Below are 23,970 nucleotides of genomic sequence, written 5' to 3' on the forward strand. Positions count from 1 at the left end.
GATGAGCGTGCCGATTCTCCACTCTAATGACGGGCAAAACTCCATCCGACTTACTTCACACACTCCTGCCCCCTATTCCTGATTTCCCGAATCGTCTCGCGTACCGAACAACGACCGAGCGAAAAATCTCAGAGGGCGTCGAGATGCGGCTTTCTTGTGCAATATATCAAAACGCCACCCGCGGAGCATCCAGTTCGTACTAATAAACCCCACAAGTATTCAGTTTTATGGCATCCATTACCCTTGACTTGATTCCTGCCCCCAAAATGTCCTGCGGGGCTTATTCAGGACCGGACAAAAAAAGCCCCGCTCTTCTCTCGAAGGCGGGGCTTTTTGTGCAGCATTTGAAACTTAAGGCGCGTACGTCAGCAACAGCTCACTCGGCACTTTAAAGTCCAGCGACATCATCACGCTCAACGCGGTAATGGTGAAGATCGAGAACACGAACAGCTTGCGTGCCCAGACCGTGTCATCCACTGCCTTGTAACCGGTCCAGGCCATGTACAACCAGTACATGCCCATGGCCGCGGCGACGGCGAGGTAGCTCATGCCGGCGTAGCCGCTGAAGGTCAGCATCAAGGTCGCCACGAGGAACGCCAGGATGTAGAGCAGGATGTGCTTCTTGGCCACTTCAATGCCGCGCTTCACCGGCAACACCGGAATCGATGCAGCCAGGTAATCGTTGAAGCGAAAGATCGCGATGGCATAGGAATGCGGCATCTGCCACAGGCTGAACATCACCAGCAACGTCAGTGCGGCCATGTCGAAGCTGTTCGTCACAGCGACGTAGCCAATCACCGGCGGCATGGCGCCCGACAGACTGCCCACCAGCGTGCCGTGAACCGACTTGCGCTTGAGGTAAAGGCTGTAGAAGCCGACGTAGATGACAAAGCCGATTACCGCGAACAAAGCGGCCAATGGGTTGGCCACTTTGTACAACAGTGCAACGCCGAAAACACCCAGGACGGTCGCAAACGCCAGGGCCAGTTTCAGGGAGATCAAGCCCTGGACCAGCGCCCGGTTTTTGGTGCGCTCCATCTTCAGGTCGATGTCGCGGTCGATGCAGTTGTTGAACACGCAACCGGAAGCCACCACCAGCGACGTGCCGATCATGGCGGCCAGGAAAATGGCCAGATCGACATGCCCTTTCGAGGCCAGGAAAAATCCGCCTGCCACAGAAAGCACGTTACCGAAAATGATCCCCGGTTTGGTGATTTGGATAAAGTGCTTAAAGGACATCCGGACTTTCCTCAGTGCGCCATCATGTTGGAGTGGATGCTGAACATGATCCACAGCGACAGGCCTACCAACAGGACGATGACCAGTGCAGCGAAGACAAACGCGATCACGTTGTTACGCTGGGCAGCGGAGCGGTCCAGGTGGAGGAAGTACACCAGGTGCACCAGCACCTGGATGACTGCGAAGGCCAGTACGATCCACAGGGTCAGGGCTTTCGGCAGCGATGGGTACATCACCAGGCCGAAAGGAATGACCGTCAGGATCACCGACAGAATGAAACCGATAGCGTAAGACTTGACGCTGCCGTGGCTGGCGTCGTGGCTATCGTGGGAATGAGCGTTAGCCATTTACATAGTCCCCATCAGATAAACAACGGTGAATACGCAGATCCACACCACGTCCAGGAAGTGCCAGAACAGGCTCAGGCAGCTCAGACGGGTTTTGTTGGTCGCCGTCAGGCCATTTTTCTGCACCTGGTACATCATGATCGCCATCCAGATCAGACCGCTGGTCACGTGCAGACCGTGGGTGCCGACCAGGGTGAAGAACCCGGACAGGAAGCCGCTGCGGCTAGGACCGAAGCCCTCGGAGATCAGCATGTGGAACTCGTTGATCTCCATGCCGATGAAGCCGGCACCGAACAGGAAGGTCATGCCCAGCCAGCCCAGGACCTGGTTCTTCTTGCCCTTGAACAACGCCAGCATGGCGAAGCCGTAGGTGATCGAACTGAACAGCAGCAGAGCGGTTTCGCCCAGTACGTACGGCAGTTCGAAGATGTCGTGGCCCGACGGGCCACCTGCTACGTTGTTAACCAGTACCGCGTACGCTGCGAAGATCGACGCAAACAGAATGCAGTCGGTCATCAGGTAGAGCCAGAAACCGAATACGGTCATCTCGCCCGAGTCGTGGTGATGGTCGTCGTGCCCATGGTCCGTGCCATGGGCGTGTCCAGCAGTGGTCACTAAGTTCGACATGGTTTAAGCCTGTTCCAACGAGGTTTCAACACGGGTGGCGGTGGCTGGAACTTTCCCGGCCGCTACCAGACGCTTGTGCTGCTCGGCTTCGATGCGCTCGATCACGTCGACCGGCACCATGTAGCCTTGATCATCACGTGCAGCGTGGATCACGAAGTAGCCCACGGTGCCAACCAGGCCAACGATGGCCAACCACCAGATGTGCCAGATCATCGCGAAACCGAACACGGTCAACAGAGCGCCCATGACCACACCGGTCGCGGTGTTGTTTGGCATGTGGATCGGTTCGTAACGGGCCGGAGCCTTGTACGCGGTACCGTTTTCCTTGGCTTCGGTGAACGGATCGATGGTGTCCGCTTTTGGCAGCACGGCAAAGTTGTAGAACGGTGGTGGCGACGAGGTCGACCATTCCAGCGTGTGGGCATTCCACGGGTCACCGTGGTCGCACATGTTTTCTGGCTTGTTGCGATCACGCACGCTGACGTACAGCTGGATCAGCTGGCAGGCGATACCGACCGCGATCATCACCGCACCGAACATGGCGACGTACAGGTACGGCACCCACTCAGGGTTGGTGGTGGCGTTCAGACGACGGGTCATGCCCATGAAGCCCAGTGCATAGAGCGGCATGAACGCGACGAAGAAGCCCGAGATCCAGAACCAGAACGCTGCCTTGCCCCAACCTTCGTGCAGCTTGAAGCCGAACGCTTTAGGGAAGTAGAAGCCGAAGCCTGCGATGTAGCCGAATACCGCGCCGCCGATGATCACGTTGTGGAAGTGAGCGATCACGAACAGGCTGTTGTGCAGGACGAAGTCCGCACCCGGGATGGCCAGCAGTACGCCGGTCATGCCGCCGATGGCGAAGGTCACCATGAAGCCCAGGGTCCACAGAACCTGGCTGGTGAAACGCAGACGCCCTTGGTAAATGGTGAACAGCCAGTTGAATAGCTTCACCCCCGTCGGGATCGAAATCAGCATCGTCGCCAGACCGAAGAAGGCGTTGACGCTGGCACCCGAACCCATGGTGAAGAAGTGGTGCAGCCAGACCATGAAGCCCAGGATCGAGATCGCGCCCGATGCGTAGACCATCGAGTGGTGGCCGAACAGACGCTTGCCAGTGAAGGTCGAGATGACTTCGGAGAAGATCCCGAACGCCGGCAGAATCAGGATGTAAACCTCGGGGTGACCCCAGGCCCAGAACAGGTTGACGTACATCATCGGATTGCCACCAAGTTCATTGGTGAAAATGTGGAAATCCATGTAACGGTCAAGCGTCAGCAGTGCCAGGGTAGCGGTCAGGATCGGGAACGAGGCCACGATCAGGACGTTGGCCCAGGTGCAGGTCCAGGTGAAGATCGGCATGTCCATCAGCTTCATGCCCGGGGTACGCATTTTCAGCACGGTAGCCAGGAAGTTGACCCCCGTCAGCGTCGTACCCAACCCGGATAGCTGTAGCGCCCAGATGTAGTAATCCATCCCCACGCCCGGGCTGTATTGCAGGCCCGACAGCGGCGGATAGGCAACCCAACCGGTCTTGGCGAATTCGCCGACGCCCAGGGACAGGTTGATCAGCACCACGCCCGACACCAGCAGCCAGAAGCTCAGGGAGTTCAGGAACGGGAAGGCAACGTCACGCGCGCCGATCTGCAGCGGCACTGCAAGGTTCATCAGGCCGGTGAAGAATGGCATCGCCATGAAGATGATCATGATCACACCGTGAGCGGTGAAGATCTGGTCATAGTGTTCAGGCGGCAGGTAGCCAGGCGAACCCTCGGTGGCCATGGCCAACTGGGTACGCATCATGATGGCGTCGGCAAAACCGCGCAGCAGCATGACCATGGCAACGATGATGTACATCACGCCGATTTTCTTGTGGTCGACCGAGGTCAGCCACTCGGACCACAGGTAGGTCCACTTCTTGAAATAGGTGATTGCAGCGAACAGCGCCAGACCACCGAGCGCGATCATGGCGATGGTTATCATCACGATCGGTTCGTGGAACGGGACCGCTTCCCAACTTAATTTACCAAACATCGTTTACTCCTCTGCCCCGGCAGCTGAATGCGAACTCATGTCCATCCCTTCCATGGCGGCCATTTCGTGCTCTTTCTTCTCGTGGTGCATCGGCTTGCCCGGATTCATACCTTCGTACTTGTCGACGATGATCTGGAACAGGTTTGGCGTGACCGAGGAGTAGAGCTCGACTGGGTTGTTCTGGCTTGGCTTGGAAAGGGCTTCGTATTCAGCTTTTTCAAGCTGTTTAGGTGCCTTTTTGACTTCGCTGACCCAGGCGTCGAAATCTTCCTGAGAGGTGGCGATAGCTTTGAATTTCATGCCGGTGAAACCAGCGCCGCTGTAGTTGGCGGAGATACCGTCCATTTCAGCGTTCTGGTTGGCGATCAGGTGCAGTTTGGTCTGCATGCCGGCCATCGCGTAGATCTGGCCGCCCAGCGCCGGGATGAAGAACGAGTTCATCACGGAGTCCGAAGTCACCTTGAAGTTGATCGGCGTGTGCGCCGGGAACACGATCTTGTTGACGGTGGCGATGCCTTGCTCTGGATAGATGAACATCCATTTCCAGTCCAGCGCGACGACTTCAATGGTGATCGGCTTGACGTCGGATTCCAGCGGCTTGTATGGATCCAGCGCGTGGGTCGACTTGTAGGTGACATAACCCAGGGCAATGATGATCAGCACTGGAACAGCCCACACCGCGATTTCAATCTTGGTGGAGTGCGACCATTTCGGCGTGTAGACGGCGTCGGTGTTGGACGCGCGGTATTTCCAGGCGAACAGGAAGGTCATGACGATGACCGGAACCACGACCAACAGCATCAGCAGCGTTGCGGTGATGATCAGGTTTCGCTCGTCCAGGCCGACCTGGCCCTTGGGATCGAGCAAGGTCATGTTGCAGCCTGACAGCAACAACGTGCCGATCAGCGGCAATAAGCCTAGTAGTCTGGGGTACCTGTTTTTACTCATCTCACGACCTCTAAAGCAGCTTGCGCAATGCAGTTGGGTTTTGATCGCCAACACTTCACCCTGCCAAGGGTTGGCATTTTTCTTGGATTGAATAAGTGGCTGCCCGTCGCGCGTCAGACGCTGTTCGACAAATCCTGGGCCAGCGTTGAGTTCTTATTCGAATTCGTGGTCAAAGGCCTTGTTACAGACCAATTCCATTTGGTGCGGATAGTTGGAAGGCACCGACACCTGGGAGTCGCATGAAGCCAATTGGCCTCTCGACGCCCTATTCCTGCTCAGGGATGAGCAGTGCCGGGAATTCAGTGCGGGCGATTGTAGATATGTAACGTTTTATAAACCATGTCTCATCCCGAAATAATTTTTATCCATTCCAGCAACAATCATTAACGGTATTTGCAAAAGTGCGCCATGGTATCGAAATTCATTCTCAACAAAAACACCAAAAATTGTAGGTCTACCTCAGGTAGTTCAGACAGTATCGAAGGCTCTGCGTCCTCCTTCGATCCTGCCAAGGCCCCCATGTGACAAGGGCTTCGCCGATTCGCCAGGGCCTGTTAAAACTGCCTGTTCCGGATTACTCGGGCTGAAGTTACCAGACGCTAAAACAGGCCAATTTTGTTGCGTAGTCATGTACCAATCCGACGCCCTGAAATGCCTTGCGACACTCCCGCTGTGACAACATGTCGCACACGTGCCACACCCAGACTTGTCGCGCATCAAGGTCATTTTACCTGTGTCCTGAAATGCAAAACGCCCCGGCCCCCTCAACGAGGGCCGAGGCGTTTTTTTGTGTGGCAGCGATGGCGGCAGATGACTTCAGCGCAGCGCTTTGCGGTTATGCGAAGTGAGCAGCGGCACCAGCACCACGATCAGCACAAAGGCTAGCAGCGCCCACTGTGCAAGCGACAGACCGAGGATCGGCGGGTACGGCGTGGAGCAGAAGCCGTCGACCTGGAAGCCCAGCGGGAAGATCTTCGCCAGTGGCAAACCGTCGACAATCGGTTGCAGTACATCGATACCGCAACTGACCGCCGGATAGAACTGGGTAAAGACGTGATGCCCGGCCACTCCGACGCCTGCCAGGGCGCAGATCACCACCAGGGTTTCAAATACCGTGATGCTGCGACGGGTGCGCATGGCCGCGCCGATGAACGCGAAGAGCGCAATCAGCAGCAACGCATAACGTTGCAGGATGCACAGCGGGCACGGCGCCTCGCCCAGAACAATTTGCATGTACAGCGCGCCACCGATCAGCGCCAGGCAGATGATGCCCAGCAACACCAGATAGCGCCGTTCACGGCCCAACCGCATCGTTTCCTCGCTCATTGCGTTTCCCTTCTAAATATCGATTGCCCGGAAGTCTACACGCTGGCCCTGACCTTTGAGAGTCCGGCGCGCACAGCGGGGTATCGGGGAATAGACGACAAGCCGGTTAAGAAGGGATTAAATCTCAAGCCATCTGGAGCAGGCGAACTAATGCTTAACGCTAATTCATTGTAGGAGCGAGCCTGCTCGCGAAAAACGCCTGAACAACGCGTTCATTCAGACAGCCCGCGTTATCGTTGACGTCCATCGCGAGCAGGCTCGCTCCTACAGGGGGAAGCGTGCTTGATCAGTCGCCGTAGATATCAGACTTGAAGTACTTCTCTGAAATCTTCTGGTACTCGCCACTGGCGCGAATGCCGTCGATGGCCGTGTTCAGCTCGGAGACCAACTCGGTGTTGCCCTTGCGCACTGCAATCCCGGCGCCCTCGCCCACGTATTTCGGGTCCTTGAGCTCTGGCCCGACAAAGGCATAACCCTTGCCACGAGGCATCATCAGGAAGTCATTCAGCGGAATGGTGTCGGCAAAAATGGCATCGAGGCGACCGGCAGCCAGGTCCATGTAGATCTCTTCGTTGTTGCCGTAACGCTTGACGTTGATACCCTTCGGTTCAAAAACCTCAGTGGCATAACGGTCGGTGGTGGTTGCACGCTGCACACCGACCGTCTTGCCCTTGAGGCTGGCGTATTGGTCATCCACGACTGCGCCTTCCTTCATCACCAGACGCGATGAAGTGAAGTAGTACTTGTGGGTGAAATCCACCGACTTCTTGCGGTCTTCGTTGATGGTCATGGACGACAGCGCCATGTCGATTTTCTTCACCTTAAGGGAAGGAATCAGACCGTCGAACTCACCTTCGACCCAGACGCACTTGACCTTCATCTGCGCGCACAGGGCATTGCCGATGTCGTAGTCGAACCCGACAATCTCACCTTTATCGGTTTTGGACGCGAACGGTGGATAAGCTGCTTCGATGCCGATACGCAGGGTTTTATCGGCGGCGAACAGGCTGCTGCACGCCAACAGGCTCAGGGCCAGACCGGTGATGAGGGGGAATCTCTTCATGTTCGTTCTCTCGCGGGTTGTTGTTGGTTTGGCAAGACAGAAGAAAGAGCAGAAACGGGGAAGCGCTTTTTTGTACTTATAAATCCATACTGGACTTTTATGTATTGATCGTCAATCAGGATGCCAGCAGTTCTGCCAGCCGATGGTCGGGAGGGAAATTCAGGGGAATTGATCGCTCCCACGCAGGAGCATGGGAACGATGTTTATCGGCTACTTACTGCTTCCAGCGATCCGCCGCCGCATGATCACTGTCGCGCCCTTCAACCCAACGCGACCCGTCAGGGGTGTTTTCTTTCTTCCAGAACGGTGCGCGGGTTTTCAGGTAATCCATCACAAAGGCGCAGGCGTCGAACGCCGCCTGGCGGTGGGCGCTGGCAGCGCCGACGAAGACGATCGGCTCCCCCGGCTCCAGAGCGCCGATGCGATGCAGCACTTCAAGTTTGAGCAGCGGCCAGCGTTGCTCGGCCTCTGTGGCGATCTTGGCGAGGGCTTTTTCGGTCATGCCCGGGTAGTGCTCAAGGAACATCCCGGCGACGTCGAGTCCGTCATTGAAGTCGCGAACATAGCCGACAAAACTCACCACCGCCCCCACGCCCACATTGGCGGCATGCATGGCGTTGACTTCAGCACCCGGATCAAACGCCGTGGATTGCACGCGAATCGCCATGGCTCAGCCTCCGGTCACGGTCGGGAAAAAGGCCACTTCATCGCCATCGCTCACCGGCTCATCGAGCTGGCACAGGTCTTCGTTGCGAGCACACATCAGGTTCTGCTCGCTCAACACTTCGGCACCCTCTCGCTGGGCCAGCAGCGCTCGCACATCGTCGACGGTGGCAAAGCTGCCTTCAACCTTCACCGAATCCACGCCGAGCGCTTCACGGTAACGGGCAAAAAACTTCACGGTGACGTTCATGGTTGATCCGCCTGAAAATGGCCGCTCTTGCCGCCGAGTTTCTCCAGCAGCCGCACGCTTTCAATAGTCATGCCGCGATCCACGGCTTTGCACATGTCGTAGATGGTCAGCGCCGCGACGCTGGCGGCGGTCAGGGCTTCCATCTCCACGCCGGTTTGTCCGGACAACTTGCAGCGCGCCACGATGCGCACGGTGTCGTCGCCTTCGGCACTGAGCTCGACCTTGACGCCGGTGAGCAGCAGCGGATGGCACAGAGGGATCAGATCGCTGGTTTTCTTCGCGGCCTGAATGCCGGCGATACGCGCCACGGCGAACACATCACCCTTGGGGTGACCGCCGCTGACGATCATCTGCAGGGTTTCGGGCAGCATGCGCACCAGCGCTTGGGCCGTTGCTTCACGGAACGTCACGGCTTTTTCAGTGACGTCGACCATATTGGCGCGACCTTGGGAATCGAGATGAGTCAGCACAGGGATACTCCTGATCAGGAGCACCGATTGTAAACCTGTGGGTCAAAATTCCGCACGTTTGATTATCGGATCACCACAGGGGTTATGTGTCGGGCATAAAAAAACCGGGCGGCCTGTGAGGTCGCCCGGTTTTGGTGAAGGTTACAAATGCGATTCGGCGTATTCGGCCAGAATCGAACGTGGCACCCCTTGCAGGGTGATGTGCACACCGTTGGGGAAATCCTTGAAGCGTTCTGTCAGGTACGTCAGCCCGGAACTGGTCGCGGACAGGTAAGGGGTGTCGATCTGCGCCAGGTTGCCCAGGCACACTACTTTGGAACCGGCGCCGGCACGGGTGATGATGGTTTTCATCTGGTGCGGCGTGAGGTTCTGGCATTCATCGATCAGGATCAGACTCTGCTGGAAGCTGCGGCCTCGAATGTAGTTGAGGGATTTGAACTGCAACGGCACTTTGCTGAGGATGTAATCGACGCTGCCATGGGTGTTTTCGTCATCCATGTGCAAGGCTTCGAGGTTGTCGGTGATGGCGCCCAGCCAAGGCTCCATTTTTTCTGCTTCGGTGCCGGGCAGGAAACCGATCTCCTGATCCAGGCCCTGCACGCTACGGGTCGCGATGATCCGGCGATAGCGCTTGCTGACCATGGTCTGCTCGATCGCAGCCGCCAGTGCGAGGATGGTTTTACCCGAACCTGCTGCCCCGGTCAGGTTGACCAGGTGGATATCCGGGTCGAGCAAGGCGTACAGCGCCAGGCTTTGATAGATGTCACGCGGTTTCAGGCCCCAGGCTTCCTGGTGCAACAGGGGTTCCTGATGCAGGTCGAGAATCAGCAGCTTGTCTTCCTCGATCTCCTTGATCCAGCCGACAAAGCCCTGTTCATCGATGATGAACTCGTTGACGTGTACCGCCGGCAGGTTGTCGATCAACTGCACCTGGTGCCAGGTGCGGCCATGGTCCTGACGGGTGTCGACATTCCTCACACGGTCCCAGAAGGAGCCGGTCATGTTGTGATAACCGTTGGGCAGCAGCGACACGTCGTCGACCAGTTGGTCGGTGCTGTAATCCTCGGCCGCGATCCCGCAAGCCCGGGCCTTGAGGCGCATGTTGATGTCTTTGGTGACCAGCACCACGGGCAGCTTTGGTTCACGCGCGTGCAGGTCGATCAACTGGTTGATGATGATGTTGTCGTTCAGGTGCTCGGGCAGAATGAGGTTCGGTTCTGCACGCTTGCTCATCAGAATTGACAGCAAACCCTTGGGACCACTTTTACCACGCTGGATCGGAACGCCGAGCTCGACGTCTTCAGGACTGGCATCGCCCAGGGTCTTGTCGATCAGGCGAATCGCCTGACGGCATTCCGCAGCCACGCTGTGATGCCCGCTCTTGAGCTTGTCGAGCTCTTCAAGCACGGTCATCGGGATGGCGACGTGGTGTTCTTCGAAGTTAAGCAGGGCGTTTGGATCGTGAATCAATACGTTGGTATCGAGTACATAAAGGATTGGCTGGTTGGAGGAAGAACTACGTCCGTGATCATCCATACTCGGTCACCTTTGTGGGAGCCAGTCGACGCAATACCGTGACAGTGCTGCGCCTCGAAGTGGCCACCGAATTCACCTGCGAGGACTCAAGTGAACTGCACACAAATGGGGGTCTTGGAAGACGCCACCTGTCTGCAGGTTTCGGCGGTCTGTCTTCGTAATACTCCAAAACCTGTGACAGAAAAAAGTACTTTGACGTTTTTTTGAAGTTTATTTTTCAGAGTGACCAATAGCACTAGGCGGATTGCCATCACCCCGTTAAAGTCGGAAGTCCGCCTGCATCGAATTCTCGCCCAAAATCACCCTTCGCCCAATGTTTACGGCCTTTCACCGTTTTCAGCGAAACGCGTCCTGACAGTCTTCCCAGCCGATTCCGCTTTGCGCCGTTTGCGTGATGAGCCAGGGCATCGCCGTTTTCAGCGCATCCTGCTTCACGTTGAAGTTGATCACCCCGTGGCGCCACAACAACATCAGGCTCAACACCCGTTGCGCGCTCTGATTGGCTTTCAGCTTGCCGGCACCATCCTGGGCATCGATATCCCACAGCGCCACCTGCAAACCCTGTGATTCGAAGAATCCTTCAGCGTCAGACCGACGCTGGCCATCGGGCGGCCGAAACAATGGCACGTAGTTCTCGGGCAGTTTGCTTTTGACCAGTTCGACGCTGCGTCGCACCGAGTCCTGCCAGTCCTGCCAGTGACTGTGGGAGCGAAATTCCCAGCCTTGCGCGCCAATGCATTGTTTGGAGTACGTCGCTTGCAGGCTGGCTACCGAACGATCGGCCAGACGGGCCTGGATGTCCTTGCCGAGGACGAAGAACGTGCCGGTCATGTTCGACTTGCGCAGGTATTCCGTGGCCCAGGCGGTGTTATCCGGCGTGGCATTGGCGGCACTGTCGAAGGTCAGCAAAAACAGCCGGTCATGCATCTGATCGCCGTTGCGCTCATAGTCGCCAAAACGATCGACTTCGCTACTGGTTTGCGGAAACAGCGCAGCCTTGCGCAATTGCTCGTCCAGGTACTGGGCGTGGAACAGTCGGCTCGGCTCGGCCCACTTTATGTAGTAGCTCTCATCGCTGATCTGAAACTTGGCGGCTTGCTGGCGCAGGGTGTCCATGTCCTCGACCAGGAAACAGAAGGAGGCATCCTGATCGCAGCTCTGCTGGGCGTAGTTGTAGTTGGTCAGCAGCCGCTGCCACATGCGCTGGCGCAGGTTGTTGATCGATTCCAGATTGACCGTGCGCAACCCCAGGCGCTGGGCCAGACTCACTTCATCCAGGGATTCGCTGGCCAACAAGACGCGAGAAAACATGAGGATCTCGGCCCGAGACGCCACATCAAACAGGGTCGGGCTGTTGAGTTGTTCAGGCCAGGTGCTGCGATCAAGCGTCGCCACATCGCCCGGCGCCGCCATGGCACCGAAGCTCAACAGCCAGGCCGAGAATAGAAAAACGATACGCAATGGGATGTCTCCATAACAAAACCCGCGCGGCACTATAGCTGATCCAGCCCCAACTCCCGCAGAAGCACCTAAATCCCTGTGGCGAGGGAGCTTGCTCCCGCTGGGCTGCGAAGCAGCCCCCAACCTGCAACCTCATTCCTTCAGCTAAAACCAGTGCACCATTTTTGCGACCGCTTCGCGCTCGAGCGGGAGCAAGCTCCCTCGCCACAAAAGCCGCCCCACGTTCCGCCACCGATCACCTATGGACTTGATAGCTGGAGTCAACAAGGACAACCCCCTAGAATCGCCCCCACGATTAAAGGAGACGACTTCATGCTGATGGTGATTTCCCCCGCCAAGACCCTCGATTACGAAACACCGCCGGCGACCCAACGCTTCACCCAGCCGCAATACCTCGACCATTCCCAGGAGCTGATCCTGCAATTGCGCGAGCTGGCCCCTGCGCAGATCAGCGAGTTGATGCACGTCTCCGACAAGATCGGCGGGCTCAACGCCGCGCGTTTCGGCAGCTGGACGCCTGCGTTCACTCCGGAAAACGCCAAACAGGCACTGCTGGCATTCAAGGGCGACGTCTACACCGGGTTGAATGCTCAAACCTTCAGCGAGGCCGATTTCGATTACGCCCAGCAGCACTTGCGCATGTTATCCGGCCTGTACGGCCTGCTGCGCCCACTGGACCTGATGCAGCCGTATCGACTGGAGATGGGCACCAAACTGGCGAATGCCCGGGGCAAGGACCTGTATGCCTTCTGGGGCACACGGATCAGCGAATGGCTGAACGAAGCCCTGGCCGATCAAGGCGATGATGTGCTGCTGAACCTGGCCTCCAACGAGTACTTCTCGGCGGTCAAACGCAACGCCTTGAACGCGCGCATCATCAATACGGAATTCAAGGATCTGAAGAACGGCCAGTACAAGATCATCAGCTTCTACGCGAAAAAGGCCCGCGGCATGATGAGTCGCTTCGTCATTGAAGAGCGCATCAACGACCCGCAAGCCCTCAAGCAGTTCGATGTACAAGGTTATCGCTACAGCGCCGAACAGTCTAAACCGGACAATCTGGTGTTCCTGCGCGATCACGCGCCCGAGTAAACATCCACTTGGCGCACACCTCATTAACGGGGCGTGCGCCATGTCCAATCGTCCAACAATTCCCCGCCCCATTCGTCACTTTGCTGACGCCAATAATCAATCACTCTATTTTCTAACTTTAGTTTCACTCGACATCGCTGATTTTTTTCAGTAGTGGCACTTAATTTTTTTATCGGTAGTGGCACATGACCATCTAACCCGACAATAACCTTATGTATCAAGGGCGAAACAGGTGTTGCTATCAATATGAAGGCAGTGCCATCTTTTTCAATATTTCAAGAAATTTCAGAATTCGCGATGGGCGGACTGGAACTATGTCCAGATGCGTCGTTCATACCATCGGTAACCATTCTCCCTGAGCTTGTACGAGATAACTTACGCAGAGAAGAGACTCACATAGCAAAGTTGTCACATTAACTTCTGCTTACTGATCCCTGATTTGGGCAACACATGAAGGATAGGAGATAAGCATCATAAGTATCCCCTACAAGGCCAAGGCAGCGCCCCTATAAACGTGCTCACCTGAGCACCCAACCGCTTGATTTACGGGCTTATGGCCTGGCATTGAGCGCGCAAGACCTTTGCACGAATGTCTTCTGACTGGAAGATCTGCTGCATAACAGGGCACGCCATAACAATAAAAGCCTAGTTGCGCACCTTTTGAGTGAACTTATTTAGACACTCGGAACTTATATGCCTGCACGCGGCATCGTGACGCCTTTAAGGCGCACTTCCGAGTGCACTACAACCGCTGAACACCATTAACTCCGGCCATGTGATGGCTTGATAAACACAGAGGTAATTGCGATGCGCATCAGCATATTTGGTTTAGGTTACGTCGGCGCAGTATGTGCCGGTTGCCTGTCTGCACGGGGCCATGACGTCGTTGGCGTCGATGTTGCCAAGGACAAAATCGATATGATCAACGCCGGTAAATCGCCGATCGTTGAGCCGGGTCTGGGCGAGCTTCTGCAGAAGGGTATCGAGACGGGCAAACTGCGCGGCACGACCAACTTCGCCGAGGCGATTCGTGACACCGACCTGTCGATGATCTGCGTCGGCACGCCGAGCAAGAAGAACGGCGATCTGGAACTGAACTACATCGAAGCTGTGTGCCGCGAGATCGGTTTTGTCCTGCGTGACAAGACCACCCGTCACACCATCGTGGTTCGCAGCACCGTACTGCCAGGCACTGTGGCAAACGTAGTGATCCCGATCCTCGAAGACTGCTCCGGCAAGAAAGCCGGCGTCGACTTCGGCGTTGCAGTGAACCCTGAGTTCCTGCGTGAAAGCACCGCGATCGCCGACTACGACCTGCCGCCTATGACTGTTATCGGCGAGTTCGACAAGGCTTCCGGCGACGTTCTGCAATCGCTGTACGAAGAACTCGACGCTCCGATCATCCGCAAGGACATCGCAGTGGCCGAGATGATCAAGTACACCTGCAACGTGTGGCACGCCACCAAGGTGACCTTCGCCAACGAGATCGGCAACATCGCCAAGGCCGTCGGCGTCGATGGTCGCGAAGTGATGGAAGTGGTCTGCCAGGACAAGACGCTGAACCTGTCCCAGTACTACATGCGCCCTGGTTTCGCGTTCGGCGGTTCCTGCCTGCCGAAGGACGTTCGCGCCCTGACCTACCGCGCCGGTTCCCTGGACGTGGAAGCACCGCTGCTGAACTCGCTGATGCGCAGTAACGAGTCCCAGGTGCAGAACGCCTTCGACATCGTCACCAGCCACGGCAAACGCAAAGTCGCCCTGCTGGGTCTGAGCTTCAAGGCCGGTACTGACGACCTGCGCGAAAGTCCACTGGTTGATCTGGCAGAAATGCTGATCGGCAAGGGCTACGACCTGAGCATCTACGACACCAACGTCGAATACGCCCGTGTCCACGGTGCGAACAAGGATTACATCGAGTCGAAGATCCCTCACGTCTCGTCCTTGCTCAACGCTGACTTCGACGACGTGATCAACAAGTCCGACGTGATCATCCTCGGCAACCGTGACGAGAAGTTCCGCGCCCTGGCGCAGAACGCTCCACACGGCAAGCAAGTGATCGATCTGGTTGGTTTCATGTCCCAAGCCACCAGCGTGAGTGGCCGGACTGAAGGCATCTGCTGGTAACAAGCGGCATCGGGAGGGTTTGCGGGGCTCACAAAGCCCGCAACCCTCCCGGCTTTTTCGCCTGCCTTAACCCCATCGGGCCACCCCACAGGCTCGCCCGAGATAGAGACGGATGCAGATTATGCACAGGCTAAAGCACGGCCTACTTCAGGTCGCCGGTTGGCTGTTTTACCTAAGTTTATTGATGGGCATCGCCATGGCGTTGCCTGCGTCCACGTTCGACTCCGAGTCGAAGGACTTCATCTTCCTGATCGGTATCGTCGGTATCTGGCGCTACTCGATGGGTGCTACGCACTTTCTGCGCGGCATGCTGTTTCTGTACGTGGTCTACCCGCACCTGCGGCGCAAAGTGCGCAAGCTGGGTAAAGCGGCAGACCCGTCCCATGTGTTTCTGATGGTCACCAGTTTTCGTATCGACGCGCTGACCACCGCCCAGGTCTACGCCTCGGTGATTCGCGAAGCGATCGACTGCGGCCTGCCGACTACCATGGTCTGCTCCATCGTGGAAATGTCCGATGAGAAGCTGGTGAAAAGCCTTTGGGCCAAAATGAATCCACCGGCTCGCGTCAAGCTCGACTTCGTGCGCATTCCTGGCACCGGCAAGCGCGACGGCCTGGCCTACGGTTTCCGCGCCATCTCCCGCCACCTGCCGGATGATCGCGCAGTGGTTGCAGTGATCGATGGCGACACCGTGCTCGCTGAAGGCGTCGTGCTCAAGACCGTGCCGTGGTTCCAGCTGTTCGGCAATGTCGGCGGCCTGACCACCAACGAGTTCTGCGAAGTGCGTGGCGGCTACATCATGAGCGAGTGGCACAAACTGCGCTTCGCCCAGCGCCACATCAACATGTGCTCGATGGCCCTGTCCAAGCGCGTGCTGACCATGACCGGGCGGATGTCGGTATTCCGCGCCACCGTGGTGACCAACCCGGACTTCATCGCCGACGTGGAAAGCGACTCGCTGCAACACTGGCGCCTGGGTCGCTTCAAGTTCCTCACCGGTGATGACAAGTCGAGCTGGTTCAGCTTGATGCGCCTGGGCTACGACACGTTTTATGTGCCGGACGCCGCGATTCACACCGTGGAACACCCGCCGGAAAAAAGCTTCATCAAGGCCAGTCGCAAACTGATGTTCCGCTGGTACGGCAACAACCTGCGGCAGAACTCCCGCGCCTTGGGCCTGGGGATGAAACGTCTCGGCCTGTTCACTTCGGTGGTGCTGTTCGATCAGCGCGTGTCGATGTGGACGTCGTTGCTGGGCCTGACCGTCGCGCTCATCGCCACCTTCAAGTACGGCGCCGCGTTCATCCTGGTTTACCTGCTGTGGATCGGCATTACCCGCCTGATCCTGACCGTGCTGTTGTCTTTGTCCGGTCACACGATCGGCCCGGCCTACCCTGCGATTCTCTATTACAACCAGATCGTCGGTGCGCTGGTGAAGATCTACGTGTTCTTCCGCCTCGACCAACAGTCCTGGACTCGCCAGCCCACTTCCCTGACCCGTGATCTCGCCAGCTTTCAAGGTTGGTTCAACACTTGGTCGTCTCGGACCATGACCTTCTCCGCCGGCAGCATTTTTGTTGCTGTGCTGCTGATGATGGTCTGACCGAACTCGCCTGAATTAACTAGGAAATCGCCCATATGAATACCGCCGTCAACGCCAACGTAGTGCATGAATCAGAAGCCCAGCGCCAGCACGCCCGGGTAAAAATCCCGGCCAAGCTGCGCTTCTTCGGTCCTGACCGGACCCCGGTAGAAGCTCGGGTCCTCGACCTCTCCGCTGGCGGCCTGGCTTTCAACGCCGGTCAGCTGCCATTGAAGATCGGCGACGTGTACAAGGCTCGCCTGCAGTTCGTCATCGATAACCTCGGCCTGGCCATGGACGTCGAATTACTGGTGCGCTCCCACGACCGCGAAACCGGTCGTACCGGTTGCCAGTTCCAGAACCTCGAATCCCAGGACATTTCCACCCTGCGCCACCTGATCACTTCTCACCTGGCCGGCGACATCGTCACCATGGGTGAAGTGTTGGCCACCCTGCAACGCGACAACTTCACCAAGGCGCGCAAGGCCAAAGATGGCGGCCACGGCATGACCCCGTTCGGTCGTCTGCGTGCAGTGACCTTCAGCTTCGCGATTTTCCTCGTCGGTCTGACGGCATTCGGCTTCATCTTCAAGTCGGTGTACGGCATGTACTTCGTCAGCCACGCCCAGGCCGGTCTGGTCAGCGTAGCAGGCATGAACATCACCATGCCGCGCGACGGCACGGTGAAGAGCCTGATCAAAACCGACGGTATCGCCGCCAAAGGCGCCCCGCTGGCGACGTTCAGCACCAGCATGCTCGACGTACTCAAGGGCCATCTGGACGAAGACCAGCTGCAACCGGCCAAGGTTGAAGAACTGTTCGGCAAGCAAATGACCGGCACCCTGACGTCGCCGTGCGATTGCACCGTAGCGCAGCAAATGGTCGCCGACGGTCAGTACGCCAGCAAAGGCGACGTGATCTTCCAACTGGTGCCGCGTAACAGCGAAGCCAACGTTGAAGCGCGCTTCTCCTATCGCCAGTTCGGCGACGTACTGCCAGGCAGCACGGTCAGCTTCCAGATCGCCGGCGAAGACAAAACCCGCTCCGGCACGATCATCAGCAGCACCAGCCTGAAAAGCGCCGACCTGTCGTCCGACATTCGCGTGCAGATCAAGCCTGACGAGCCGCTGGACAGCAAGTTCGCCGGTCGCCCGGTTGAAGTCAACGCCACCCGTGGTCCGAACCTGAACTGGCTGATCGACAAAGCCATGGCCGCCGGTCGTTAAAAACAAGAGGACATGCCCGTGACTAGCCCACTCAGAATCCTGCCAGTCCCGCTGACTCTGGCCATGGCAATCGCCCTGGCCGGATGCGCCGGCCTGCCCGACCAGCGTCTGGCCAACGAAGCCCTCAAGCGCGGTGATACCACGCTGGCGGCGCAGAATTACCAGCAACTGGCAGACCTGGGCTACAGCGAAGCACAGGTTGGCCTCGCCGATATCCAGGTCGACAGCCGTGACCCGGCGCAGATCAAGAAAGCCGAGGCGACTTATCGCGCTGCAGCCAGTGTCTCGCCGCGAGCTCAGGCTCGCCTGGGTCGTCTGCTGGTGGCCAAACCCGGCTCCACCGAAGCCGAACAGCACGAAGCTGAAGGCCTGTTGAAGAAAGCCACTGCCGCAGGCGAAGGCAACACCCTGATCCCGCTGGCAATGCTTTACCTGCAATACCCGCACAGTTTCCCGAACGTCAACGCGCAACAGCAGATCAGCCAATGGCGTGCCGAAGGCAAGCCGGAAGCGGGCCTGGCCCAAGTGCTGCTCTATCGCACCCAGGGCACTTACGACCAGCATCTGGACGAAGTGGAAACGATCTGCAAAGCCGCGTTGAACACCACCGACATCTGTTACGTCGAACTGGCCACGGTCTATCAGAAAAAAGCCCAGCCAGAGAAACAGGCCGAGCTGATCAAGCAAATGCAAGCCGCTCAGGCTCGCGGCGCAGTTTCCGCCCAGCGGGTGGACAGCGTGGCCCGCGTATTGGGCGATGCATCCCTGGGCAAGACCGACGAGAAAACCGCCCAGTCGCTGCTCGAAGGCATCGCCCCTGGCTACCCCGCTTCCTGGGTCAGCCTGGCGCAACTGCTCTACGACTTCCCGGAACTGGGTGACGTCGACACGATGATGAAGTACCTGGACAACGGCCGCGCCGCCGACCAGCCGCGCGCCGAGCTGTTGCTGGGCAAGCTCTACTACGAAGGCAAAATGGTACCGGTTGACGCGAAGGTCGCCGAAGAACACTTCAAGAAAGCCGTCGACAGAGAAGTGGCCGCCGATTACTACCTCGGCCAGATCTACCGTCGCGGTTACCTGGGCAAGGTCTATCCGCAAAAAGCGCTGGACCACCTGCTCAAGGCTGCGCGTAACGGCCAGAGCAGCGCCGACTTCGCCATTGCCCAACTGTTCTCCCAAGGCAAGGGCACCCGGCCCGACCCGCTTAACGCTTATGTCTTCAGCCAATTGGCCAAGGCCCAGAACACCCCGCAAGCCACCGAGCTTGCGCAAACACTCGAAACCCAACTGCCGCCTGCCCAGCTCGCCGAGGCCCAACGTCTGTTGAAACAAGAACAGGCCGTTCGTGGTGCCTTGAGTCAGAACACGCTGGAACTGCATGCCCTGGAAGAAGAAGACGGCGAGGAATCCCTATGAAGTTGAATCCATTTGTGAAGGCCGGTATCGGCCTGTCGTTCGCCCTCTTGTGGTCGTGCCCGACCCTGGCGGCCCTGACTGAAAGCAAGAACTACGGCCTGGACGTGAAAGTTACCGCCCAGTCCGAAGACGACACTGACCTCGGTACGGCGAGCGGCGGCGACGTCAATGGCGTCGGCCTTGACCTGCGTCCATGGATCTACGGCGAGAGCGGCGCGTGGAGCGGCTACGCCATGGGTCAGGCCGTGACGTCCACCGACATCATCGAGACGGACACCCTGCAACAGTCCGACAGCGACGGCACCCAGGCCACCGACAGCGGTGATCGCAAGAGCAAGAAAAACTACCTGGCGATGCGCGAGTTCTGGGTCGGTTACAGCGGCCTTACGCCCTACCCCGGCGAGATACTCAAACTCGGTCGCCAGCGTCTGCGCAATGACGATGGCCAATGGCGCGACACCAACATCGAAGCCCTGAACTGGACCTTCGACACCACCCTGTTGCGCGCCAACGCCGGTGTTGCCGAACGCTTCAGCGAATACCGCACCGACCTCACAGAGCTCGCGCCCAAGGACAAGGATCGCCTGCACGCTTACGCCGATGCGGCGTATCAGTGGACCCCGGGCAACTGGGTCGGCATTCGTGGTCACCACACTCACGATGACGGCAAGCTCGATACCGCGCAGCCAGGTGTTCCCGCCGATTCTCTGGACAAGAAAGAGAACGGCGATATCAGCTGGATCGGCCTTACCGCCGACAGCGATGCCTACAACTGGCGCAACACCAACACCGTCAATTACTGGGGCAGCGTCACGGGCATGAGCGGCGACCGCGACAAGGTCAACCCGCTCAACGCCGATGGCACCGCTCCGGCACAAGCCAAAACCAGTGGCAATATTGATGGCTGGGCCACTGACCTGGGCGTGCGTCTGCGCCTCGATCCGCAATGGCAAGTCGGTGCAGCCTATGCCCGTGCCAGTGCCGATTACGAACAGAACGGCCTGCAAAGCAACCGTTCGAACTACACCGGTACTCGCTCGCGGGTTCACCGTTTCGGCGAAGCCTTCCGTGGCGAAACGAGCAACATGCAGAGCGCTACCTTGTTCGGTTCGTGGATGCTCAACGACGAATACGACGCCAGTGTGATCTACCACAAATTCTGGCGCGTCGACGGCAACAAGCCGGTCGGCAGCAACGGCATCAACGCCGTCCAGAACGACACCGACGACGTGACCGGCGCGATTCTTTCCAGCACGTCCCTGCCGCTGGACGATGGCAACAAAGACCTCGGCCAGGAAATGGACGTGGTCGTCACCAAGTACTTCAAGCAAGGCCTGCTGCCTGCCTCCTTGAGCCAATCGATCGATGAGCCTTCGGCCCTGGTGCGGTTGCGTGGCGGTGTGTTCAAACCCGGCGATGCGTATGGCAAAGGCGTCGACTCGTACATGCACCGCGCGTTTATCGACGTGATCTGGCGCTTCTGATGCGAACCGCTAAGGGAGTTCCTGACATGAACAGTCCGAAGAGAGGCTCGATAACCTTGCTGGCCGGCGCGATGTTGCTGGCCAGCACGGCGGTCTTCGCCACTGTGGAGCCGGCCTCGCCCGTTCACAAAGGCCAGCCGGCGACCCTTGCCAAGGGATTGCAACAGGCCAAGACCTACACCGTCAGCAGCGCACCGACCGCGCCGCTGGAGTTGGCCACGCCGAAACTGCCGGACACCTCCGGCTACACCGCCGAAGCCATCGCCGCGAAAATCGTGCGCACCAAGGCCGGCAAAATCAGCGTGCGCCGGATGATGCAGGAAAACGCCCTGAAGGACTTCATCGGCGGCGATAACAAGATGGCCGAATGGGTCGTGCGTCAGCACGGTATCCCACAGGCGATTTTCATCGACGACGGCTACATGAACCTCAAGGATCTGGCCAACAAAGTACCCAAGCAGTACTTCAGCGAAACCTCGCCAGGTGTATTCCTGGCGAAGTTGCCGATCGTGGTGGGTCAGAAAGGCATCCTGGAAATCGACAAGCAGACCCAGGAACTGCGCCTCTCCCAAGAGTCCGGTTCGTTCCTGGTCAATGACGGCCAGCTGTTTGTGCGTGATACCAAAATCACTGGCTGGAGCGAGAAGGCAAACGGCCCGGCGGCCTTCAAGTCGCCGAAGGAATTCCGTCCGTTCCTGCTGTCCTGGGGCGGTACCGAGACTTACATCGCCAACAGCAAGATCGCCAGTTTCGGCTACGCCAACAGTAAGTCCTATGGCGTGAGTATTTCCCAATACACGCCGAACATGGCCAAGGTGCTCAAACGCCCTGAACCGACCGGCTGGATCGTCGGCTCCGAGTTCTCGGACATGTGGTACGGCTTCTACTGCTACGAAGCCCGCGACTTTGTGGTCAAGGGCAACACCTACAAAGACAACATCGTCTACGGCATTGACCCGCATGACCGTTCCCACGGTCTGATCATCGCCGACAACACAGTGTTTGGTACCAAGAAGAAGCACGGGATCATTATTTCCCGTGAAGTGAACGACAGCTTCATCTTCAACAACCGCAGCTACGACAACAAGTTGTCGGGCCTGGTGATCGACCGTAACAGCGTCAACAACCTGATTGCCTACAACGAGATCTACAAGAACCACACCGACGGCATCACCCTCTACGAGAGTGGCGACAACCTGCTGTGGGGCAACAAAGTGATCAGCAACAAGCGCCACGGCATCCGGATTCGTAACAGCGTAAACATCCGCCTTTACGAAAACCTGTCCATGGCCAACGGCCTGACCGGCGTCTACGGCCACATCAAGGACCTGAGCGATACCGACCGTGACATCAAGCTCGACCCGTTCGATGCCCAGGTGTCCCTGATCGTGGTCGGCGGCGAACTGGCCGGCAACGGCAGCGGACCGCTGTCCATCGACTCGCCGCTGAGCGTCGAGTTGTATCGCGTGTCCATGCTCGCACCGACCAAAACCGTTGGCATCAGCTTCTCGGGGATTCTCGGCGAGCGCCAGGATGAAATTCTCGACCTGCTGGTGCGCCAGCAGAAAGCCGTGCTGATCGACCCTGTCGAACGCCAGACCGAAATGCGGGACTGAGGATAATTTTATGCACTCACACTTGATCAAATTACTCAGCTTGTCGGCCCTGACCGCCGGCATTCTCGCGGCCAGCGGCGGTGTTCGCGCGGACGAAGTCCAGGCACCAAAATTTTCCGCCGAACCGTGCTGCAGCTTGTGCCCGGCAGCCCACGACCCGAAAAACTACACCACGCGTTACCAGCAGAACTTCACCACGCTGGTGCAGGCTCAGGGCGATTGGCTGTTCCGTACGCAAGAAGACTTGCGCACCGAGTTCGACACCACCCCCGTCGGCTACAAACGCATGAAAGAACTGCACGATGCGTTCAAGAGCAAAGGCATTGAACTGGTCATCGTTTACCAGCCGACCCGTGGTCTGGTGAACCGCAACAAGCTCAATCCGGAAGAAAAGGCCAAGTACGATTTCGACAAGGCCTTGAGGAACTACAAGACCATGCTGGGGCGTTTCGCCGCCATGGGCTACACCGTGCCGGACCTGTCGCCGCTGACCAACGAGTCGCTGCCTGACACCCTGCCGGCCCACGACTTCTACTTCCAGGGCGACCAACACTGGACGCCGTATGGCGCCCAGCGCACGGCGAAAATCGTCGGTGAGCAAATCAAGAAAATGCCGGCCTTTGCCGACGTGCCGAAACGCGAATTCGAGAGCCATAAGTCGGGTCGCATGGGTAAGACCGGAACGTTACACAACATGGCTGGTCAACTCTGTGGCACCAGCTACGCGATCCAGTACATGGATCAATTCACCACCGAGCCGAAAGGCGAAGCAGCTGATGGCGATCTGTTCAGTGACTCCGGCAATCCGGAAGTCACCCTGGTCGGCACCAGCCACAGTGGCAAGAACTACAACTTCGCCGGTTTCCTCGAAGAGGCCATCGGCGCCGACATCCTCAACGTGGCGTTCCCCGGCGGTGGCCTGGAAGGTTCGATGCTGCAGTACCTGGGCAGCGAAGAGTTCCAGACCAAGCCGCCGAAGATTCTGATCTGGGAATTCTCGCCGCTTTATCGCCTCGACCAGGAAACCATCTACCGCCAGATGATGGCGCTGCTGGACAACGGTTGCGAAGGAAAGGATGCACAGATGACCGGCAGTGCCACGTTGAAACCGGGCAAGAACGAATTGATGGTCAACAGCAAGAACCTGAATCTGCAAAACAGCAGCCACCAGGTTGATATCCGCTTCGCCGATCCGTCGGTGAAAGTTCTGCAAGCCACCCTCTGGTACATGAACGGTCGCCACGAGGACATCAAGATCGAAAAACCGGAAACCTCCGATACCGACGGGCGTTTCGCCTTTGAGTTGCGCACGGACGAAGACTGGGCCTCGCAGAATCTGCTGGCCGTCGAAGTCCAGGGCCCTGAAGCAGGTGCCGCGCCACAGAAAGTCGAAGCGAAAATCTGCAAACGCAACGTGTTCTCTGGCGCTGGGCAGCGTACCGCTCAGGCCGGGCAATGAGGCA

Annotated in this window: 20 protein-coding genes; 8 read left to right on the top strand and 12 right to left on the bottom strand. The window is 57.9% G+C overall.

The features are described 5' to 3' along the window. Positions 1-351 precede the first annotated feature (351 nt). The 12 genes from cyoE to ABH912_RS15290 form a co-directional block, all read right to left on the bottom strand. A complete protein-coding gene (gene cyoE / locus ABH912_RS15235; protein WP_008147631.1) occupies positions 352-1,239 on the bottom strand; it encodes a heme o synthase in 888 nt (295 codons plus the stop codon). Between the two features lie 11 nt (positions 1,240-1,250). Continuing rightward, on the bottom strand, positions 1,251-1,586 hold the full coding sequence (gene cyoD / locus ABH912_RS15240; RefSeq protein WP_008147629.1) for a cytochrome o ubiquinol oxidase subunit IV: 336 nt from the start codon (positions 1,584-1,586) through the stop codon (positions 1,251-1,253). Then, entirely contained in the window at positions 1,587-2,213 is a 627-nt protein-coding gene (locus ABH912_RS15245; protein WP_008147627.1) for a cytochrome o ubiquinol oxidase subunit III, read from the bottom strand. A 3-nt stretch (positions 2,214-2,216) separates the two neighbouring features. Then, positions 2,217-4,247: a cytochrome o ubiquinol oxidase subunit I gene (cyoB, locus tag ABH912_RS15250; protein WP_033061035.1), complete on the bottom strand. Its 2,031-nt coding sequence runs from the start codon at positions 4,245-4,247 to the stop codon at positions 2,217-2,219. A 3-nt stretch (positions 4,248-4,250) separates the two neighbouring features. After that, positions 4,251-5,195, bottom strand: a complete 945-nt coding sequence (cyoA, locus tag ABH912_RS15255) for a ubiquinol oxidase subunit II (RefSeq protein ID WP_008147621.1) — start codon at positions 5,193-5,195, stop codon at positions 4,251-4,253. Between the two features lie 816 nt (positions 5,196-6,011). After that, on the bottom strand, positions 6,012-6,521 hold the full coding sequence (locus tag ABH912_RS15260; protein WP_429511049.1) for a disulfide bond formation protein B: 510 nt from the start codon (positions 6,519-6,521) through the stop codon (positions 6,012-6,014). Positions 6,522-6,807: 286 nt separating this feature from the next. Continuing rightward, positions 6,808-7,584, bottom strand: coding sequence for an ABC transporter substrate-binding protein (locus ABH912_RS15265; RefSeq protein ID WP_429511050.1), 777 nt, complete (start codon positions 7,582-7,584; stop codon positions 6,808-6,810). Between the two features lie 214 nt (positions 7,585-7,798). Beyond that, entirely contained in the window at positions 7,799-8,251 is a 453-nt protein-coding gene (moaE, locus tag ABH912_RS15270; RefSeq protein ID WP_046045949.1) for a molybdopterin synthase catalytic subunit MoaE, read from the bottom strand. 3 nt (positions 8,252-8,254) lie between these two features. Beyond that, complete coding sequence (gene moaD / locus ABH912_RS15275; RefSeq protein WP_429511051.1) at positions 8,255-8,497, bottom strand: molybdopterin converting factor subunit 1; 243 nt, start codon at positions 8,495-8,497, stop codon at positions 8,255-8,257. Continuing rightward, on the bottom strand, positions 8,494-8,967 hold the full coding sequence (gene moaC, locus ABH912_RS15280) for a cyclic pyranopterin monophosphate synthase MoaC (RefSeq protein ID WP_033061025.1): 474 nt from the start codon (positions 8,965-8,967) through the stop codon (positions 8,494-8,496). Before moaC ends, moaD begins: the two co-directional genes overlap by 4 nt. Before the next feature lie 141 nt (positions 8,968-9,108). Continuing rightward, positions 9,109-10,503: a PhoH family protein gene (locus tag ABH912_RS15285; RefSeq protein ID WP_008153474.1), complete on the bottom strand. Its 1,395-nt coding sequence runs from the start codon at positions 10,501-10,503 to the stop codon at positions 9,109-9,111. A 336-nt stretch (positions 10,504-10,839) separates the two neighbouring features. Then, positions 10,840-11,964, bottom strand: a complete 1,125-nt coding sequence (locus ABH912_RS15290; protein WP_033061023.1) for a polysaccharide deacetylase family protein — start codon at positions 11,962-11,964, stop codon at positions 10,840-10,842. Positions 11,965-12,276: 312 nt separating this feature from the next. Between ABH912_RS15290 and yaaA the strand changes: the two genes are divergently transcribed. The 8 genes from yaaA (at position 12,277) to ABH912_RS15330 (ending at position 23,966) form a co-directional block, all read left to right on the top strand. Next, the gene (yaaA, locus tag ABH912_RS15295; RefSeq protein WP_033061022.1) at positions 12,277-13,056 is read left to right on the top strand and encodes a peroxide stress protein YaaA; all 780 of its coding nucleotides are present in this window, start codon (positions 12,277-12,279) and stop codon (positions 13,054-13,056) included. A gap of 807 nt (positions 13,057-13,863) precedes the next feature. Next, positions 13,864-15,180: a nucleotide sugar dehydrogenase gene (locus tag ABH912_RS15300; RefSeq protein ID WP_033061020.1), complete on the top strand. Its 1,317-nt coding sequence runs from the start codon at positions 13,864-13,866 to the stop codon at positions 15,178-15,180. 121 nt (positions 15,181-15,301) lie between these two features. Then, positions 15,302-16,783 (top strand): mannuronan synthase, encoded by a 1,482-nt coding sequence (alg8, locus tag ABH912_RS15305; protein ID WP_419866204.1) that lies wholly within the window; start codon positions 15,302-15,304, stop codon positions 16,781-16,783. Positions 16,784-16,818: 35 nt separating this feature from the next. Then, positions 16,819-17,988 carry an alginate biosynthesis protein Alg44 gene (locus ABH912_RS15310; protein ID WP_033061017.1) on the top strand — a complete coding sequence of 390 codons (1,170 nt, stop codon included), beginning with the start codon at positions 16,819-16,821 and terminating at the stop codon, positions 17,986-17,988. A 12-nt stretch (positions 17,989-18,000) separates the two neighbouring features. Then, positions 18,001-19,407: an alginate biosynthesis TPR repeat lipoprotein AlgK gene (gene algK, locus ABH912_RS15315; protein WP_429511052.1), complete on the top strand. Its 1,407-nt coding sequence runs from the start codon at positions 18,001-18,003 to the stop codon at positions 19,405-19,407. Continuing rightward, entirely contained in the window at positions 19,404-20,891 is a 1,488-nt protein-coding gene (locus tag ABH912_RS15320; protein ID WP_033061014.1) for an alginate export family protein, read from the top strand. Before algK ends, ABH912_RS15320 begins: the two co-directional genes overlap by 4 nt. Before the next feature lie 26 nt (positions 20,892-20,917). After that, on the top strand, positions 20,918-22,507 hold the full coding sequence (algG, locus tag ABH912_RS15325; RefSeq protein WP_033061012.1) for a mannuronan 5-epimerase AlgG: 1,590 nt from the start codon (positions 20,918-20,920) through the stop codon (positions 22,505-22,507). Between the two features lie 10 nt (positions 22,508-22,517). Then, entirely contained in the window at positions 22,518-23,966 is a 1,449-nt protein-coding gene (locus ABH912_RS15330; protein WP_033061009.1) for an alginate O-acetyltransferase, read from the top strand. Positions 23,967-23,970 lie beyond the last annotated feature (4 nt).

The organism is Pseudomonas sp. BT76 TE3572, assembly GCF_050435365.1.
In the GTDB taxonomy this organism is placed as follows: Bacteria; Pseudomonadota; Gammaproteobacteria; order Pseudomonadales; family Pseudomonadaceae; genus Aquipseudomonas; species Aquipseudomonas fluorescens_W.

Coding starts and splice junctions, on each gene's coding strand:
- ABH912_RS15265 (WP_429511050.1), bottom strand. CDS start 7,584: ATGAAGAGATTCCCCCTCATCACCGGTCTGGCCCTGAGCCTGTTGGCG.
- ABH912_RS15300 (WP_033061020.1), top strand. CDS start 13,864: ATGCGCATCAGCATATTTGGTTTAGGTTACGTCGGCGCAGTATGTGCC.
- alg8 (WP_419866204.1), top strand. CDS start 15,302: ATGCACAGGCTAAAGCACGGCCTACTTCAGGTCGCCGGTTGGCTGTTT.
- ABH912_RS15285 (WP_008153474.1), bottom strand. CDS start 10,503: ATGGATGATCACGGACGTAGTTCTTCCTCCAACCAGCCAATCCTTTAT.
- cyoE (WP_008147631.1), bottom strand. CDS start 1,239: ATGTCCTTTAAGCACTTTATCCAAATCACCAAACCGGGGATCATTTTC.
- ABH912_RS15310 (WP_033061017.1), top strand. CDS start 16,819: ATGAATACCGCCGTCAACGCCAACGTAGTGCATGAATCAGAAGCCCAG.
- ABH912_RS15320 (WP_033061014.1), top strand. CDS start 19,404: ATGAAGTTGAATCCATTTGTGAAGGCCGGTATCGGCCTGTCGTTCGCC.
- algK (WP_429511052.1), top strand. CDS start 18,001: ATGCCCGTGACTAGCCCACTCAGAATCCTGCCAGTCCCGCTGACTCTG.
- ABH912_RS15245 (WP_008147627.1), bottom strand. CDS start 2,213: ATGTCGAACTTAGTGACCACTGCTGGACACGCCCATGGCACGGACCAT.
- moaE (WP_046045949.1), bottom strand. CDS start 8,251: ATGGCGATTCGCGTGCAATCCACGGCGTTTGATCCGGGTGCTGAAGTC.
- ABH912_RS15330 (WP_033061009.1), top strand. CDS start 22,518: ATGCACTCACACTTGATCAAATTACTCAGCTTGTCGGCCCTGACCGCC.
- cyoB (WP_033061035.1), bottom strand. CDS start 4,247: ATGTTTGGTAAATTAAGTTGGGAAGCGGTCCCGTTCCACGAACCGATC.
- algG (WP_033061012.1), top strand. CDS start 20,918: ATGAACAGTCCGAAGAGAGGCTCGATAACCTTGCTGGCCGGCGCGATG.
- yaaA (WP_033061022.1), top strand. CDS start 12,277: ATGCTGATGGTGATTTCCCCCGCCAAGACCCTCGATTACGAAACACCG.
- ABH912_RS15260 (WP_429511049.1), bottom strand. CDS start 6,521: ATGAGCGAGGAAACGATGCGGTTGGGCCGTGAACGGCGCTATCTGGTG.
- cyoD (WP_008147629.1), bottom strand. CDS start 1,586: ATGGCTAACGCTCATTCCCACGATAGCCACGACGCCAGCCACGGCAGC.
- cyoA (WP_008147621.1), bottom strand. CDS start 5,195: ATGAGTAAAAACAGGTACCCCAGACTACTAGGCTTATTGCCGCTGATC.
- moaD (WP_429511051.1), bottom strand. CDS start 8,497: ATGAACGTCACCGTGAAGTTTTTTGCCCGTTACCGTGAAGCGCTCGGC.